Source organism: Rathayibacter sp. CAU 1779, assembly GCF_054551755.1.
Map to the genome: position 1 here is coordinate 610,822 of NZ_JBTOLK010000002.1, position 16,878 is coordinate 627,699.

Here is a 16,878-nt window from a genome sequence, read left to right on the forward strand (position 1 = left end):
CGAACCGCAGCCGGGAAGCGGGAGGCTTACGACTCGCGCTTTTCCTTGATCTTCGCCTTCTTGCCGCGCAGCTCGCGGAGGTAGTAGAGCTTCGCGCGACGCACGTCACCGCGGGTGACGACCTCGATGTGGTCGATGACCGGCGAGTGCACCGGGAAGGTGCGCTCGACGCCGACCTGGAAGCTCACCTTGCGGACCTTGAAGGTCTCGCGAACGCCCTCGCCGCTTCGGGCGATGACGACGCCCTGGAAGACCTGGATACGGGAGCGGTTGCCTTCGGTGATGTTGACGTGCACCTTGACGGTGTCGCCCGGGCGGAACTCCGGGATGTCGGACCGCAGCGAAGCGGCGTCGACGGCGTCGAGGATGTGCATGATAATTCGCTCTCTGCGCCCGCCACCGGTCGAGCACGGATCAAGTGGATGAAGTATGGGTGTGCGTGCCGCTCGCATCCGTCGCAATCGGACGAAGTGCAGTGCGTGACTCCCCGGAGGCAGAGCACGTGCCGCGGCACAGCTTTCTATTCTGCCATGAACGAAGTGGGGGTCCAAACCGGCGACGTCTGGGCACAGGAGGTGCGGCATCCGCTCTCCGGATGCCGGCGGAGTGTCAGTGGCCGGTCTCGTGCACGACGATCACGCCCAGGTCTTCGGGCGGAGGCCTGCGGTTCTGGGGCGTTCCGTATCCGCTGGATGCCTGAGCCATCGCGCCGGAGACCCGCTCACGCCATTCGCGCATCAACTGCCAGACGGTGAGCCAGAACGTCGCGAGTCCGAGCACCACGGCGGCGAGACCGAAGGCGACTCCCGTGGCGCCGAAGAACCCGAGGCCGATCACGGCGAGGTGGAAGGCGACGGTGGCCGCCACATCCCACCACCCGACCGCGCGGTCAGCACGGACCGCGGGACGCAGCCTGGTCAGACCGGCGAGCGCGCCGAGGAAGAGGAAGAGCACGCCTGCGCCGAGGAACAGCAGGAAGAAGCCGCCTGAGCCGCCGAAGACACCGAATCCCACCATCAGCCACAGCGGCAGCACGGGCACGGCGACGAGCTGCCACTTCAGAAGAGCTCTGCGCGCGATCATGCAGCCAGGCTAGGTGCGCCTTCGTGCGGATGGGCTGGGAAACCGCGCGAGTTCGCCGACGGCGTGATCCGGCGAGATCAGTCCTCGTCGAGCAGGTCGGGGCGCACGCGTCGGGTGCGTTCCAGCTGCTGCTCGTGCCGCCATCGTGCGATCTCGCCGTGGTTGCCGCTGAGCAGCACGGGCGGAACGTCGAGTCCGCGCCAGACCGGAGGTTTCGTGTACGACGGGTACTCCAGCAGCCCGTCTTCGTGCGATTCCTCGACGAGGCTCTGCGGGTTGCCGACCACGCCGGGGATGAGCCGGACGATGGCCTCCACCATCGCGATCACGGCCACTTCTCCCCCGTTGAGCACGTAATCGCCGAGGCTCACGAGCTTGACCCTGGCGCGGGACGCCGTGTGCTCGAAGACGCGCTGATCGATGCCTTCGTAGCGTCCGCAGCCGAACACGAGGTGGCGTTCCTCGGAGAGGTGGCGCGCCATCCGCTGTGTGAAGACCTCACCGGCCGGCGAAGGGAAGATCACGACGGGGTCGTCGGCGACCTCCAGCGATGCATCCAGCGCTTCTCCCCACGGCTCGGGCTTCATGACCATGCCGGCCCCGCCGCCGTACGGGGTGTCGTCGACGGTGCGGTGCCTGTCGTGGGTGAAGTCGCGCAGATCGCGCACGGCAAGGTCGATGATCCCGTTCTGCCGCGCCTTGCCGAGCAGCGAGATGTCGAGGGCGTCGAAGATCGCGGGAAAGATCGTCACGATGTCGATGCGCACACCGACGAGTCTAGGCAGCGCTCCGTTGCCGGCAGGCGCACCGGTCATGGCGAGACGACAGCGGTCAGCGCAGCGGCATGGTCGCGTTCAGTTCGCTGCCACGCCGCGCACGGCATCCAGGTAGCGTCGCGCGACGAGCTCGACCAGCGCCGAGGGAGGCGTCGCGCCAGGCACGAGCAGCGTGCGGGCGACGACGTCGCCGCCGGATGCCGCGGCGAGATCCGCGAACATCCCGGGCGCGAGCAGATGCGTGCTCACGAGAAGACGGGAGCCGGGGTGCAGTCGACGCATCGTCTCCACCGCTGACGACAGGTGGGGCACCGCCGCGGTGAGGAATCCCGCGGTCACCGGGCGCTCCAGACGGGATGCCACGCGCCGGCCCGTGTCGAGCACGTCGCGAACTGCGCGGTGATCGCTCGATCCGGCCGCCGCCAGCACGATGACGTCGTCGTCGCGCAGTCCGGCTTGTCTCAGCCGCATCGTCAGCAGTTCCACCAGGGCGTCGTCCGGCCCGAGGATCTCGGAGACGTGGAGGGTGCGCTCGGCGTCGTCCACCAGCGTGCTGGCGAGGTCGGAGTGCACGTGGTAGCCGGTGGAGAGAAGGAGTGGGACCACCACCGCGGACCGTCCGGGCTGGAGGCCGTCCAGTGCTTCCGACAGGTCGGGTTGCTGCACGTCGACGAAGGCGACCCGTGCTTCCACTCCACCGAGGCGCATCGCGACAGCGGTCATCAGCTCGCCGACGGCGCGGCGTCCGTGGCGGTCGTTGCCGGCGTGGGCGACCAGCACGAGCGCGGGTCCACCGCCCGATGGCGCTGCTGAGGCGCCACTCGGGCTGTCGGTCGTCAGCGTCACCCGATTGCCCCGGCGTCGCACTCAGCCGCAAGCAGCTTTCTCCATGTCCCGAACGTCATCCGCCGGCCCCTCTCCCGTGCTCACACGGTAGACAGCGCGTATTTCGACGTGCGGGCGTGGTTGTTTCGGACACGTGAACACGGCCGCACGGCACGGTGTGCGGGTGGTGGTGGCGGCGGTGCGGGACCACGGGCGATCACACGGTCGGCCGGCCGGCGCGAGCGGCTTACCGCGCCATCAGGTGCGGTCGATGATGCCCGCCACGTCCACCCCGCCGGGCAGCGTTCCGTAGAGCGCGCCGCGATCCGGACCGAGGCGGGAGGCGCAGAAGGCGTCGGAGACGGCATCCGGAGCGCCCGTGATGAGCACCGCTGCCTGCAGGGCGATCGCGAGATCCTCGGTGAGGCGGCGGGCGTCGAAGGTGACGTCATCCGGATCCCGGCCCGCGGCAGAGGCCAGCCGGGCGTCGATCGAGCGGAGCCACTCGGCGAGACGACGGTCGGCGGATGCGGCCGACGCGAGCTCGTCGCGCACGGCGGCAACGGCATCCGGTTCCCGAGCGAGCACCCTCAGGATGTCGAGGGCGATGACGTTGCCTGAGCCCTCCCACACGGCCATGACCGGTTGTTCGCGGTAGCGCCTGGCGAGCGGATAGTCCTCGGTATAGCCGTTGCCGCCCAAGCACTCGAGCGCTTCGTAGGCGTGGCCGGGGCCACGCTTGCAGATCCAGTACTTGGCGACGGCCGTGGCGAGCCGTCGGTACGCGACCTCGGAATCGGAGGCGTCATCATCATGAGCGCGGGCAAGGCGCAGTGCCAGAGCTGTTGCCGCCTCGGACTCCAGAGCCAGGTCGGCGACCACGTTGCGCATTAACGGCTGGTCGATGAGCGTACGGCCGAAGGCCGCACGATGCCGCACGTGCCAAGCCGCCTCGGCGACCGACTGCCGCATGCCGGCTGCCGTGCCGAGGACGCAGTCCAGCCGGGTGCGGGCGACCATCTCGATGATGGTGCGGATGCCACGCCCCGGCTCCCCCATCGCGTACCCGACCGTCCCGTCGAATTCGACCTCGCTCGACGCGTTGGAGCGGTTGCCGAGTTTGTCCTTGAGGCGTTGGATGCGGAACACGTTGCGAGTGCCGTCGTCGAGAACGCGAGGCACGAGGAAGCAGCCGATGCCGGCATCCGATCGCTCATCATCGATCCGAGCCAGCACGAGGAATGCGTCGCTCATCGGCGCCGAGCAGAACCACTTGTGGCCGGTGATCAGCCAGGCATCGCCGGCGGACACGGCCCGCGTCGTGTTGGCACGCACGTCGCTGCCGCCCTGCTTCTCGGTCATCGCCATGCCGAACAGTGCGCCCTGCTTGCCTGCGACGAGGCGGCCATCGTACTCGCGGCTGAGGAGGCGCGGCATCCAGCGTGCGGCGAGGTCGGGCTGCTGCCGGAGCGCAGGGACGACGGCGTGCGTCATCGAGATCGGGCAGGCGTGTCCCGGCTCGACCTGTGCGAAGAGCATGAAAGCGGCGGCCCGGGCGACGTTGGCGCCGGGCCGTGGATCCGCCCACGCCGAGGTGTGCGTGCCGTGGGCGACAGACGCGGCGATGACGCGATGGTACGAGTCGTCGTACTCGACCTCATCGATCCGCACTCCATGCCGGTCGAACGCATGGAGCACGGGCTCCCGCACGTTCGCCAGGACCGCGTCGCGCTGGAAGGCGGCGGATCCGACGTGGTTCCCGATCGCCGTCAACTCGTCGAACGCCCAGGCTGCGTCGAAGCGGGCGACGGCATCCACGAGGGGCGCGTTGGTCGTGAACTCGTTCAGGTCCACACGGTCGGGCGCCTGGTTGGCCACGTCGTGGGTGAGGTGCGGTGCCGGTTTCGCCATTGAAACCCGTCCTTTCGGCCGAAGCGGAGCACTCCCATCCTCGCCCACCGGGCGGACTCGGGGGCGCACTCGCAACGGGTCGGGACGTGCTCAGGTGGACATCCGGAACGCCCGCTCTCGTGACCAGAGCCGTGCACGGTCGAAAGTGGAACGCGCACTCTCGGGAGGAGAAAGACACACTCTCGCGAGGAGAGACGGGCACGTTCGCGAGGAGAGACGGGCACGTTCGCGAGGAGAGACGGGCACGTTCGCGAGGAGAAGCGGGCACTCTCGGGAGGAGAAAGACGCACTCTCGGGAGGAGAAGCGGGCACTTTCGGGCGGAGATACGGGCACCCTCGGGAGGAGGTGTCAGGAGGCTGCGGCCTCGATCTCGACGTAGCCGGCGACGACTCGGGTGCGGTACGTGGCCAGTGACGGGCCGGACTCGCTGAGGCACTCCCCCGTCTCGAGGTCGTAGACCTGCTTGAGCAGCGGCGATGCGACGGTCGTGCGGTCGCCCTTCGAGCCCACGATTCCGCGGGCGATGACCGGCGCCGCCGTCTTCGGGTCGATGTGGTCGACGGCGTACAGCTCGCGGTCGCCGACGCGGAACAGCGCGACCTGACGCTCCGCCAGCAGGACCGCCTCGCCCCATCCGGGCTCGAGGTCGTCCACTCGGCAGACGCGGCTCCACGCCCACGATCGAGCATCGGCGGTCAGGCGAGCGGATGTCGGCTCCCGGGAGTCTGCGCGTTCGATCGTCAGCGTCATGATGTCCTCGTTCCCTCGCGGTCGCGTGTGCCTGCCGTGTTCGCCGTCCGGAGCGTCACCCGCCCTGCGCGTCGTTGCCGAGCGTACGAGCGCCGTGTTACGCCGGATCGCCGTCGTGTTTCGTCGCAGTGAAGTCCTCCTCACCACGCTTGCATCCAGGTGGAGGGGTGGCGTAACGACGGTTCACAGCCACGAAAGAAGTCCGAAACAACCCGTTCTTAGGCTCGCAACGTGCTTCAACGCATCGACCGGGAGGAACGCCATGGCGCCGACGAACGAGCCGAACACGAGTGAGCAAGGAGCGGTGCAGCAGCGCGTCGTCGTCATCGGAGCGGGTCCCGCGGCGCACCGGCTTGCGGATGCCGTCGCCGCCCGCGACACCGCGGCATCCCTTCAGCTCACCGTGATCGGTGAGGAAGCACACGCCCCCTACGACCGCGTGTCGCTCAGCCACCGGCTGCACGGTCCGGAGGATCTCACCCTGCAACCGTCCGCCGTGTGGGAGGACGAGCGCATCCGGCTGCGCACGGGAGTGCGGGCGGTCTCCGTCGACCGTGACGCCAGGGTCGTGCGCACGGACGACGGCGAAACGCTTCAGTACGACGAACTCGTGATCGCGACAGGGTCGAGTGCACCGGTTCCGCAGATCCGGGGCAGCGAACACGCGCGGGTGTACCGCACGCTCGACGACGTGGATGCGCTCGTCGCGGAGTGCGCGGCGATCCGGGAGCGCACGGGTCGGGCGCCGAGGGTGCTCGTCGCGGGCGGCGGACTGCTCGGACTCGAGGCCGCGGGGGGACTCGCATCCCTCGAGTTCGACGGGTACGGGGTCGAGGCATCCGTTGTGCATTCCGGAGGCTGGCTGATGTCCGCTCAGCTCGACGAAGGAGCGGGTCAGGCGCTGTCTCGGCTGATCGCCGCGCGCGGCATCCGTCTGCACCTCGGCACGCGGCCGCAGGAACTGCTCACGCGCGACGGACTCGTGCACGCGGTCAAGCTGACGAACGGCGAGACGGTGGACGCCGACGTCGTGGTGTTCGCGATCGGTGTCGCTCCCCGCGACGAACTCGCCCGTGACGCCGGACTCGCACTCGGCGAGCGCGGCGGGATCGTCATCGGCACGGATTGCCGCACATCCGATCCGCACGTGTTCGCGATCGGCGAGGTGGCGAACGTGTTCGGCCGCTGCGTCGGTCTCGTCGCGCCGGCGAACGCCATGGCGGAGACGGTCGCGGACCGGCTGCTCGGCGGCGACGCCGAGTTCACGACCATCGACGACGCAACCAGCCTGAAGCTCTCCGGCATCGATGTGGCGAGCTTCGGCGACGCGCTCGGATCGACCCCTGGCGCCCTCGAGATCGTCTACGCCGACCCGGCACGCGGCCTCTACCAGAAGCTGGTGGTCTCCGACGACGCGAAGCGGCTGCTGGGCGGCGTCTTCGTCGGCGACGCCGCACCTTACTCGGCGCTGCGTCCCTTGCTCGGTCGCGAACTGGCGGCAGAGCCTTCGGCCTATCTGTCGGCGGGCGGCGAAGTGCCGGACACCGACCTGCCGGACGACGCGCTCGTGTGCTCCTGCAACAACGTGAGCGTCGGCACCGTGCGTTCGGCTGTCGCAAGCGGCGGTGACGACGGAGCCGGATGCCACGACCTCGGCTCCCTGAAAGCGTGCACCAGGGCGGGCACCCAGTGCGGATCGTGCGTGCCGCTCGTGAAGAAGATCCTCGACAAGGAACTCACGGCAGCCGGGATCGCGGTCTCGCACGCGTTGTGCGAGCACTTCCCGATGAGCAGGCAGGAGCTGTTCGACGGGATCCGCGTGCTCGGTCTCGTCTCGTTCGACGACATCGTCGAGCGGTTCGGCACGGGACGCGGGTGCGACGTGTGTAAGCCGGCCGTGGCGTCCATGCTCGCCAGCCAGCACGGGGGCTACATCCTCGACGACGGCCGCGGAACACTGCAGGACACCAACGACCGCGCACTGGCGAACATGCAGAAGGACGGCAGCTACTCCGTCGTGCCGCGCATTCCGGGAGGCGAGATCACGCCGCAGAAGCTCGCCGTGATCGCCGCGGTGGCCGAGGAGTACGGCCTGTACACGAAGATCACCGGCGGCCAGCGCATCGACCTTTTCGGTGCGCGCCTCGACCAGCTGCCGGACATCTGGCGCAAGCTCGTGGACGCCGGCTTCGAGTCCGGCCACGCGTACGGCAAGGCGCTGCGCAATGTGAAGAGCTGCGTCGGATCCACGTGGTGTCGCTTCGGCGTGCAGGATTCCGTGGGTATGGCCATCCGGCTCGAGCTGCGGTACCGCGGGTTGCGGGCGCCGCACAAGCTGAAGATCGGTGTCTCCGGGTGTGCGCGCGAGTGCGCGGAGGCCCGCGGCAAGGACGTCGGCGTGATCGCGACAGCGGAGGGCTGGAACCTGTACGTGGGCGGCAACGGCGGACTCCAGCCGGCGCACGCACAGCTGTTGGCCACCGATCTGGACGATGAGACGCTGATCCGCTACATCGATCGGTACCTCGTGTACTACATCCGCACCGCCGACCGGCTGCAGCGCACCGCGCGCTGGATCGAGGACATCGACGGAGGCCTCGAGCACGTGCGCGGCGTCGTCGTCGACGATTCGCTCGGCCTGGCCGACGAGCTCGAGGCGACCATGCACCGGCACGTCGACGACTACCAGGACGAGTGGGCGGCGACGCTCGCCGACCCGGATCGGCTTCGCCGCTTCCGCTCGTTCGTCAACGCTCCGGATGCGCCAGACACCGGACTCCCCCGCGTCGTCGAGCGCGGCCAGCTGCGTCCGGCGCGCGAGGACGAGTCGGAGGCCGTCGTCGGGCTCGGGATGCCTGCGATTCGGCGTGCGGGCCAGAGCGTGGCCTCCAGCGAGACCGAGTCGGGCGAGGCCGGGTCCGCTCAGGCGGGTGTGTTGGCCGGGTCTGCGGGAGCATCCGGCATCGAGAACGGGGTCGAAGCATGAAAGCGATCGGTGAAGTGACACTGGTCGGCGGCGGTCCGGGCGACCTCGACCTGATGACCGTCGGCGGCATGAAGGCGCTGCGCGCCGCGGATGTCGTGCTGTACGACCGGCTCGCACCTCACGAGAACCTGGCCGAACTCGCGCCCGAGGCGATCCTGATCGACGTCGGCAAGCGTCCAGGGCATCACGCCGTCGAGCAGCGCGAGATCGAGCGGATGCTCGTGCAGCACGCCCGTGCCGGATCCCACGTCGTGCGCCTCAAGGGCGGCGACAGCTACGTGCTCGGTCGCGGCGGCGAAGAGGTCGCCGCCTGCCGGGCAGCAGGCGTTCCCGTGCGGGTCATCCCTGGCGTGACGAGCGCGACGTCCGTGCCGGCTGCGGCGGGCATCCCGCTCACTCACCGCGGCGTGAGCCACCTCTTCACCGTCGTCTCCGGTCACGCGCCGCTCACCGACGAGGAGTTGCGACACCTCGCCGGACTCGGCGGCACCATCGTCGTGCTCATGGGCGTCGGCACTCTGCCGTCGCTCGTCGCGGGGCTCGCGCGGCACGGCATGGCCGGCGGCACGCCCGTTGCCGCCGTGGAACGCGGCTTCACGGCCGGGCAGCGCACGACGGTGTCCGACCTGCACGGTATCGTGACGGCCGCGGGTGTCGCGGGCGTCACCTCACCCGCGGTGATCGTGATCGGAGAGGTCGTGCGGCTCGCCGCCGACGGGGACGACGCTGCCGCCCGGCAGCTCGCCCGTGCCCAGGAGTTCGCGTAAGCCATGACTGAAGACGGCGTCGAGACGACGGAGGCCATTCCTGGGTTCCGTCCCGATCAGCTGCAGGGTTTCCGCATCGGCGTCACGAGCGACCGGCGCAGCGGCGATCTGATCGACGCGTTCGAGCGGCGGGGGGCCCAGGTGATCCACGCCCCCACCATCCGCATGGTGAACGCGGATGCCGACGATCCGGTCATCGCGGACACCCGCGCGATGATCGCGGCGCGGCCCGACATCCTGCTGGCGACGACGGCATACGGCATCCGTCGCTGGTTCGAGGTGTCGGATGCCGCAGGGCTCGGCGAGGAGCTCGTCGCCGCCCTGTCGCGGGGCGAGATCCTGGTGCGCGGTCCGAAGGCGCGCGGCGGCATCCGTGCCGCCGGACTCGATGACGCCGGGATGAGCGACGAGGAGACGACGGCATCCCTCGTGGACCGCGTGCTCGCGTCGTATCCGCCTGGCCAGACGGTGGCGGTGCAGGTGCACGGCCGTATCGACGAACCTCAACTGGAACGCCTGCGCACCGCCGGGCACCGCGTGCTCACGGTCGCACCGTACAGCTGGCGCACGGCCGACGACTCCGACCTGCGCGTGCAACGGCTGATCGAGGCGGCATGCTCCGACCAGCTCGACTGCATCACCTTCACGAGCGCTCCCGCCGTGGAGGCACTCTTCGACGCCGCGGATGCGATGGGTCGCCGCGACGACCTCCTCGACGCCATGACGGAGCGCGTGGTGCCCGCGGTGGTGGGTCCGGTCACGGCCGCTCCGCTCCTCGCCGCCGGGCTGAGTCCGCTGCAACCGGAACGCTTCCGCATGGGCGCCCTCATCCGCCTCGTCTGCGAGCACCTGGAGCGGAGTGCTGCGGACGGCCTCCGCACCTCGCACGGTCGAGTGCAGTTGCGCGGGACGGTCGTGCGGATCGGCGACCGTCGCATCCCGCTCACGCCGGCCCAGGTCGCGGTCTTCGGGCCTATCTTCCGTGCCCGCGGGGCGGTCGTCTCACGGGATCAGCTGTCGCGCATCCTCGTCGGTGCGGTCGACGACCACGTGCTCGACATGGCGCTCAGCCGTCTGCGCACCGCACTGGACGCTCCGGGCCTCATCACGACGGTCGTGAAGCGCGGCTACCGCATCGACGTGCTCGACGGCTGAGCGTCTGGATTTCCCCGAGCCCGGCGAATTCCTCTCGGTGCGACCAGCGGGTTCCTCGCGGCTCACGCCGAACGCGACTGAGCCACCGCGGTGTACTCGCACGCGATCAGTCGACGGAAGGGCGACGTGCCCGGTCGATCATCAGGCGCACGCCGCGGCTCGCCCCGGCGACCTTCAGCTCCACCTCTGGGTGCTCGCGCTGCCACACTCTGAACAGTTCGTCGGCGAATCCCTGACCGATGAGGTCGAGTCCGGCGAAGTCGAGGGTGACGGTCTCGAATTTCTCCAGCCCGGCGGCGAATCGTTTCGCCTCGCTGCGGCTGATGAAGTCCCCGGAGTACGTGACCAGGCTGATCCGGGGCTCGGTTCGGGTGAAACCGCCGAGGCCGTCTTCGTCGACGGGGGCGAACTGCTCGAACACGGACGTCAGGCTGCGATCGGTGTCGAGGTCCAGCCTGAGCGTGACGACGGTGCCGTCATTGCGGGACGAACCGGAGGCGAACCTGTCGGTGCCCGCTGCCTGTGATGCCGCCAGCACGTATCCGTTGGCGGACAGGGTGGCGTAGTCGACGGCGCGCAGCGTGAAGAAGAGCCCCTCCCCCGCGTGCCGTTCCGGCGCGGTGGTCCGCTTGCCCTTGGTCACCTCGACCAGGGCCGCGCCGGCATCCGGGAGGCCGTGGCCCGCCCTGATCGTCTCGAATGCGCCCACCCCGTCGTCGGCGATGCGCACGTCGATGATGCGGTCGCTGACAGCGGCACTGACGACCACCCGGCGTCCGGTCGAATGGTCGATGGCGTTGTTCACCATCTCGGTGACGGCGTAGGCGAGGATGCCGTGCGCGTTCTGCGGGATGTCCACCCCGACCTCGTCCCGCATCCTCCCCCACACGAAGGATTCGTCGAGGCCCGCGAGGTCGAACGTGTCCGACCACTCGGGACGGGCCGGGGTGGCGTGTCGGAATGCCGCCCATTCGTTCAGCAGGACGCGCCTGTCGAACCGGCGATGCCCGCCGTCGGTGGTGGCTGAGCTGAGGATGCCGCGGTCGGCGAGAGTTCGCACGTAGCTGGCGGAGATCCCCAGCAGTTCGGCGGCCTGCCCGATCCCGAGCCGCTTCTCGTTCTCACTCACGAATCTATTATAGATTGCGGGCGCAAACCTTCACCAGAGTCCTCAAAATCGCCTCATTAGCGCCGCAAACCTACACTGTGTAGATTTCGCGTCGCAGCCCGTCGGTGCGGACGCCTGCCTCAGCGCGACGTCCAGCCCCTTCAGCGCCCTGGCAGCGGTCGGAGCTTGAAGATGAGGATGCTGAGGTACTTGTCGATGACGGCCTGCTTGTGCGGATACCGCCGGCGAGCATCCTCGGAGAGCTGGGGCTCGATCGCCTTCTCGATCCACAGTCCGGCCGCGCTGACCATGTTGATCAGGTCGGAGACCGTGTAGGCGCGCTTCGTGAGCGCGACCCGGTCGTTCCAGTTGTCGTGCACGTAGGTGTACGCCGCGGTGGAGTAGTACTCCTCGCCGAGAGCGGTTCCGTTCTTCTCTGTCCGCTCGATGGCATATCGGATCGGATGAGTCCTGGTGAGCAGGATGAAACCGTCGTCAGCGAGCATCGCCCGCGCCGCCCGCAGCGTACGGACAGGATCCTTCGCGTACCCGATCGACTGCAGGAACGTGATCCGGTCGAAGCTCCGGCCAGACAACTCGGGTAGTGCGTCCAGTTCGGAGAGATCACCGTGAACGAGGTCCATACCGGGAGGGGCGTCGGTCAGGAAGTTGCCGCTGATGTCGACGCCGACACAGTCCTGCGCGCCGGCCTCGACCAGTTCGGCCAGCTTCGCACCATTGCCGCAGCCGACATCGAGCACCGACCGGCCGGCAACGTCCCCGAGGAGTTCTCGCTGCGCCGGCCACTCCACCAGCCGATCCAGCGAGTCCTCGCGCGCACGGGCCCGTTCGTAGTCCTGGGCGAGCGCCAGCCACGGCTGACGGGCGTCCTCGGCAGGAGGCTCGGCGGAACTCGTTGTCTCAGCGGAATCGTCGGAGAGTGCCACATCGCAGAACATAGCCGATCGCTCGGCGTGCCTCTCGCACCAGAGTGCCCACCTCACCGCGTCTCGATGCGCTCGTGGGAACAACGTTCCACCGCGGTTACGGGCAGCGCGGTCCTCCGAAACAGCCCCTTCGTACCGTCGAGGCATCCCATTCGACGCGACAGCCCAGAGCTGGAGGATGACATGACGGAAACCCTCGACGCCGCACCATCCGCGAGCCCGACGCAGCCCCGATCGCGAACGACAGGCGACCGGTCGCAGACGGAGACCGCCTCTGCCGGCGCGCCGCTGGCGTTCCGATCGGGTCGCTGGATCGAGGGATGGAAGCCCGAGGATGCCGCGCAGTGGGCAGTGCAGGGCCGCCTGATCGCGCGACGCAACCTCGGCTGGTCGATCTTCGCGGAGTTCCTCGGATTCGTGGTGTGGCAGCTCTGGTCCATCGTCGTCGTGCTGCTGCCCGGCGCCGGATTCCACCTCTCGACGAGCGAGAGCTTCTGGCTCATCTCCCTGCCCAGCCTCGTCGGGGCGACCCTGCGCATCCCGTACTCGTTCATGGTGCCGCTGATCGGCGGACGCAACTGGACGATCATCTCGGCCGGGCTCCTGCTTCTGCCCACGGTCGGACTCGCCCTCGCCGTGAGCAACCCCGCCACGCCGTTCTGGGTGCTCCTGACGGTCGCAGGGCTCGCCGGATTCGGCGGAGGCAACTTCGCCAGCTCCATGTCGAACATCACATTCTTCTTCCCGCAGCGCGAGAAGGGATGGGCGCTCGGCCTGAACGCAGCCGGTGGCAATCTCGGCGCGGCGATCGCCCAGCTCGCTGTTCCGATCGTCGTCGCACTGACCGCGGGCGCAGGGCTCGGCCTCGGAATCGCCGGATGGATGTGGGTGCCCCTGATCGTCGTGGCCATGGTCGGCGCGTGGAAGGGCATGAACAACCTGGCGAACGCGAAGACTGACTTCGCGGCATCCGCTTCCGCTCTCAAGGAGCCGCACCTGTGGCTGCTCGCCCTGCTCTACATCGGCACGTTCGGATCGTTCATCGGGTTCGCCGGTGTGTTCCCGAAACTCATCGCCGACCAGTTCCCGGCGTTCGCCACGATCCCGATCGGACCGGCCGCGCTTTCGCTGGCGTTCCTCGGCGCTCTGGTCGGATCCCTCGCGCGTCCCTACGGCGGACGCCTCGCCGACCGGTTCGGCGGCGCGGCGATCGCCGCGATCTCCTTCGCCGTGATGGGTGTGATCGCCCTGGCCGTCGTGCTCACCCTGCCGGTGGGATCGTTCTGGCTCTTCCTCGCGTTCTTCCTGGTGCTGTTCGTGGCCAGCGGCATCGGCAACGGTGCGACGTACCGCATGATCCCGACGATCTTCCTCGTGGCCAGCGGCGCATCCGACCCCGACGACCCTGCGGCTCAGGACGCCCAGCGTCGCTCGGCCGCGGCGCTCGGCATCATCTCCGCGATCGGTGCGTACGGCGGATTCCTCATCCCGCAGGTGCTCAACCTGTCCTTCACCGCAACGGGCGGCTACGAGTCCGCGTTCCTCTGGTTCGTCGCCGGGTACGCTGTGCTCCTCGTGGTGACGCTGGCCGTGTACCTCAAGCCGCGCGGACGCCTCGCCGGGCACCGCATCTGATGCACATTCTCATCGTGGGCGCCGGCCCCGTCGGCGCACGTTTCGCCGAGGGCCTGCTGCCCGCGCTGCGGTCCGGCGACGTCGAGGTCACGCTTGTCGGCGCCGAGCCGGTCGCCGCGTACAACAGGGTTCTGGTGGCCGAACATGCCGTCGGCGGCATGAGCCTCGACGAGATCCTCGTGCAAGACGTCGACGAGCTCACGGATGCCGGTGCCAGCGTTCGGCTCGGAGCCAGGGTCGTCTCGGTCGATCGCGACCGTCGCACGGTGTCTCTCGACGACTGCTCCGAGATCGGCTACGACCGCATCGTGTTCGCGACGGGTGCCAGGGCGAACATCCCCACGCTCGACGGGGTGTCGCGCACCGCACGGGATGCGGCGTCGCTGCTGAGAAGCGATCCGGCAACGGTCGGCCTCGACGACCGCCTGCCGCACGGCGTCACCGTGCTCCGGGATCTCGAGGATGCCGCGCGCGTCGCCGCCGCCGTTCAAACACGACAACGTGTCGTCGTGCTGGGCGCCGGCGTGCTGGGACTCGAGCTCGCCCTGTTGCTCGCCACCGCCGGCTGCGAGGTCGTCGTCGTGCACCACGGCCCCACCCCGATGCCGAGGAATCTCGACCGCGGCGCCGGACTCACGCTGGCCGCTGCCCTGCGGAACGCGGGCGTCGGCATCGTGGCGCACTCCAGGGCCGAAGCTGTTGCGGTGCGTCACGATGCGGCAACCGGCGAGGCGCACTTCGACGCCCTCGTGACCGCCGACGGCAAGCACGTGCACGGCGGGCTCCTCGTGCTCTCCTGCGGGGTGGGCGCGCGGAGCGAGCTCGCGACGCTCGCCGGACTGCCGGTGGAGGCCGGCATCCTGGTGGACCGCACGCTCACGTCGTGGACGGATCCGTCTGTGCACGCGATCGGAGACTGCGCGCACATCGCGGAACCGCCCGCCGACGCCCGCACGTGGGTCGAAAGCGGCGAGCGCGTGGGCGGCGGCCCGAGCGGACTCATCGGGCCGGGCTGGCAACAGGCCGATTGGCTGGCTGCGAGGTTGGCGGCCGAGGCATCCGGAAGCACGTTCGGCCTCGAGCCGCCTGACGAGCGCCCGGCGATCGTCATGCTGAAGGGCGAGAGCGTGGACTGCGTCGCGGTCGGCGACGTGACACCCGAGCCGTGGGACGTGCTGGACGACGGGCGACGGGTGGCGCAGTGGGCCGATCCCGAGCACGGCGGATACGTCAAGACGGTGACCAGGGCCGGCGTGCTGACCGGATTCGCTGCCGTCGGGATGCCCCGCACCGCCGCCGAGCTGACCCTCCTGTTCGAGCGCGGCGCGGAGCTGCCTGCCGATCGCTCCCTCGTCCTCCGATTCGACGGCGTCGACCATGACCCGACGGCCGAAGCGTCGGCGATCACGCCGGACACCACCATCTGCTGGTGCAACGGGGTGAGCGCCGGCCGCATCGAGGAGGCCATCGCGTGCGGCGCCGCGACCGTGGCCGACGTCGGCGGGGCGACCAGGGCCGGCACCGGATGCGGCGGCTGCCGGGAGCGCATCCAGGGGATCCTCGACGACCGTTCGCGCGCCGTCGTCGAGGTCTGACGCGAGAGAAGGACCATGACCATCGCCGACACGACGTCCGCCGTATCCGACCCGAGTGCTTCGCGCCGAGCCGAGGGGCAGGGCACCCCGACGCACTGCCCGTACTGTGCGCTGCAGTGCGCGATGACCCTGACGCTGCCCGCGCAGCGCGCCGACGGTGCTCCCCTGCTCGACGTCGCCGGTCGCGCGTTCCCGACCAACCGCGGCGGACTCTGCAAGAAGGGCTGGACCTCGCCCGTCGTGCTCGATGCGCCGGGACGCCTCACTGTCCCGCTCGTGAGAGGCGAGGACGGCGAGTTCGTGGAGACCTCGTGGACGGACGCGATCGAGCTGATCGCGCAGCGCATCCGCGAGGCGCAGGTCGCCGGCGGGCCCGATGCGGTCGGCGTGTTCGGTGGCGGCGGGCTGACGAACGAGAAGGCGTACCAGCTCGGCAAGTTCGCCCGGGCAGCGCTGCGCACGTCCCGGATCGACTACAACGGCCGGTTCTGCATGTCGTCCGCCGCGGCAGCGGCCAACCGTGCCTTCGGGCTCGACAGGGGGCTGCCGTTCCCCGTGACGGATCTCGACGCGGCACGCACCATCCTCATCCTGGGCTCGAACATGGCGGACACGATGCCGCCCCTCCTGGGACACCTGGAGGGTGCGCGCGCCGCAGGCGGTCTGATCGTCGTGGATCCGCGCCGCTCATCGACGGCGCGGCTCACCGAAGACGGCGCTGGGATGCACCTCGCACCGGCGCCGGGATCCGATCTCGCACTCCTCCTCGGACTCGCCCACCTCGTGATCGCCGAACACCTCGTGCACGACGACTATGTCGAAGCGCGGACGACGGGCTTCGCATCCTTCCGCCGCAGCGTTGCCGAGTGGTGGCCGGAGCGCACCCAGGCGGTGACGGGCGTGCCCGCTGTACGCCTGCGGCAGGTGGTGCGACGGCTCGCGGAGGGCGACGCGTACATCCTCACCGGACGCGGCGTGGAACAGCACGCGGACGGAACGGACACCGCGACGGCGGCCATCAACCTCGCGCTGCTGCTCGGCCTTCCCGGCACGACGGGATCCGGCTACGGCACCATGACCGGCCAGGGCAACGGTCAGGGCGGCCGCGAGCATGGGCAGAAAGCCGATCAGCTGCCCGGATACCGCTCGATCACCGATCCGGCGGCCCGCGACCACGTCGCGCACGTCTGGGGCATCGACCCCGACGCGATTCCGGGGCCTGGCATCCCTGCCGTGCAGCTGCTGGAGACCGCGGGATCGGCGGATGGCGTGCGCTGCCTGCTGATCCACGGCTCGAACCCCGTGGTCACCGCCCCGAACGTCGGCGGGGTGGGGAGCG

13 protein-coding genes and 1 pseudogene are annotated in these 16,878 nt (G+C 69.5%); 6 read left to right on the plus strand and 8 right to left on the minus strand.

The window, feature by feature from the left end; genetic code table 11:
* Positions 1-26: 26 nt before the first annotated feature.
* From rplS to nirD, 6 genes are all read right to left on the minus strand, one after another.
* The gene (rplS, locus tag ACX9R5_RS13800; protein ID WP_459409598.1) at positions 27-374 is read right to left on the minus strand and encodes a 50S ribosomal protein L19; all 348 of its coding nucleotides are present in this window, start codon (positions 372-374) and stop codon (positions 27-29) included.
* A 235-nt stretch (positions 375-609) separates the two neighbouring features.
* Complete coding sequence (locus ACX9R5_RS13805; RefSeq protein WP_459409599.1) at positions 610-1,083, minus strand: MFS transporter; 474 nt, start codon at positions 1,081-1,083, stop codon at positions 610-612.
* 77 nt (positions 1,084-1,160) lie between these two features.
* The gene (gene trmD, locus ACX9R5_RS13810; protein WP_459409600.1) at positions 1,161-1,850 is read right to left on the minus strand and encodes a tRNA (guanosine(37)-N1)-methyltransferase TrmD; all 690 of its coding nucleotides are present in this window, start codon (positions 1,848-1,850) and stop codon (positions 1,161-1,163) included.
* Positions 1,851-1,937: 87 nt separating this feature from the next.
* Entirely contained in the window at positions 1,938-2,705 is a 768-nt protein-coding gene (locus ACX9R5_RS13815) for a sirohydrochlorin chelatase (protein ID WP_459409601.1), read from the minus strand.
* A 237-nt stretch (positions 2,706-2,942) separates the two neighbouring features.
* Complete coding sequence (locus ACX9R5_RS13820) at positions 2,943-4,595, minus strand: acyl-CoA dehydrogenase family protein (protein ID WP_459409602.1); 1,653 nt, start codon at positions 4,593-4,595, stop codon at positions 2,943-2,945.
* A 349-nt stretch (positions 4,596-4,944) separates the two neighbouring features.
* Positions 4,945-5,346, minus strand: coding sequence for a nitrite reductase small subunit NirD (nirD, locus tag ACX9R5_RS13825; RefSeq protein ID WP_459409603.1), 402 nt, complete (start codon positions 5,344-5,346; stop codon positions 4,945-4,947).
* Between the two features lie 262 nt (positions 5,347-5,608).
* On the opposite strand from nirD, the gene nirB reads away from it, so the two are divergent.
* The 3 genes from nirB to ACX9R5_RS13840 are packed head-to-tail and all read left to right on the plus strand — an operon-like array spanning position 5,609 to position 10,254.
* Positions 5,609-8,332, plus strand: coding sequence for a nitrite reductase large subunit NirB (nirB, locus tag ACX9R5_RS13830; RefSeq protein ID WP_459409604.1), 2,724 nt, complete (start codon positions 5,609-5,611; stop codon positions 8,330-8,332).
* Positions 8,329-9,099 carry a uroporphyrinogen-III C-methyltransferase gene (cobA, locus tag ACX9R5_RS13835; protein ID WP_459409605.1) on the plus strand — a complete coding sequence of 257 codons (771 nt, stop codon included), beginning with the start codon at positions 8,329-8,331 and terminating at the stop codon, positions 9,097-9,099. Before nirB ends, cobA begins: the two co-directional genes overlap by 4 nt.
* 3 nt (positions 9,100-9,102) lie before the next feature.
* Positions 9,103-10,254 (plus strand): uroporphyrinogen-III synthase, encoded by a 1,152-nt coding sequence (locus ACX9R5_RS13840; protein ID WP_459409606.1) that lies wholly within the window; start codon positions 9,103-9,105, stop codon positions 10,252-10,254.
* Positions 10,255-10,360: 106 nt separating this feature from the next.
* Here the strand turns inward: ACX9R5_RS13840 and ACX9R5_RS13845 are convergent, their stop codons facing one another.
* Together ACX9R5_RS13845 and ACX9R5_RS13850 are read right to left on the minus strand one after the other, a co-directional pair.
* Positions 10,361-11,383 (minus strand): STAS-like domain-containing protein, encoded by a 1,023-nt coding sequence (locus ACX9R5_RS13845; protein WP_459409607.1) that lies wholly within the window; start codon positions 11,381-11,383, stop codon positions 10,361-10,363.
* A gap of 140 nt (positions 11,384-11,523) precedes the next feature.
* Entirely contained in the window at positions 11,524-12,309 is a 786-nt protein-coding gene (locus ACX9R5_RS13850) for a class I SAM-dependent methyltransferase (RefSeq protein ID WP_459409608.1), read from the minus strand.
* Between the two features lie 183 nt (positions 12,310-12,492).
* Between ACX9R5_RS13850 and ACX9R5_RS13855 the strand changes: the two genes are divergently transcribed.
* The 3 genes and pseudogenes from ACX9R5_RS13855 to ACX9R5_RS13865 all read left to right on the plus strand — a co-directional run.
* Entirely contained in the window at positions 12,493-13,944 is a 1,452-nt protein-coding gene (locus tag ACX9R5_RS13855) for an MFS transporter (protein ID WP_459409609.1), read from the plus strand.
* Complete coding sequence (locus ACX9R5_RS13860) at positions 13,944-15,539, plus strand: FAD-dependent oxidoreductase (protein ID WP_459409610.1); 1,596 nt, start codon at positions 13,944-13,946, stop codon at positions 15,537-15,539. Before ACX9R5_RS13855 ends, ACX9R5_RS13860 begins: the two co-directional genes overlap by 1 nt.
* A 123-nt stretch (positions 15,540-15,662) precedes the next feature.
* A pseudogene (locus ACX9R5_RS13865) lies at positions 15,663-16,878 on the plus strand (molybdopterin oxidoreductase family protein); the annotation flags it as partial.

Coding starts and splice junctions, on each gene's coding strand:
- nirD (WP_459409603.1), bottom strand. CDS start 5,346: ATGACGCTGACGATCGAACGCGCAGACTCCCGGGAGCCGACATCCGCT.
- cobA (WP_459409605.1), top strand. CDS start 8,329: ATGAAAGCGATCGGTGAAGTGACACTGGTCGGCGGCGGTCCGGGCGAC.
- nirB (WP_459409604.1), top strand. CDS start 5,609: ATGGCGCCGACGAACGAGCCGAACACGAGTGAGCAAGGAGCGGTGCAG.
- ACX9R5_RS13805 (WP_459409599.1), bottom strand. CDS start 1,083: ATGATCGCGCGCAGAGCTCTTCTGAAGTGGCAGCTCGTCGCCGTGCCC.
- ACX9R5_RS13855 (WP_459409609.1), top strand. CDS start 12,493: ATGACGGAAACCCTCGACGCCGCACCATCCGCGAGCCCGACGCAGCCC.
- rplS (WP_459409598.1), bottom strand. CDS start 374: ATGCACATCCTCGACGCCGTCGACGCCGCTTCGCTGCGGTCCGACATC.
- ACX9R5_RS13840 (WP_459409606.1), top strand. CDS start 9,103: ATGACTGAAGACGGCGTCGAGACGACGGAGGCCATTCCTGGGTTCCGT.
- ACX9R5_RS13820 (WP_459409602.1), bottom strand. CDS start 4,595: ATGGCGAAACCGGCACCGCACCTCACCCACGACGTGGCCAACCAGGCG.
- ACX9R5_RS13860 (WP_459409610.1), top strand. CDS start 13,944: ATGCACATTCTCATCGTGGGCGCCGGCCCCGTCGGCGCACGTTTCGCC.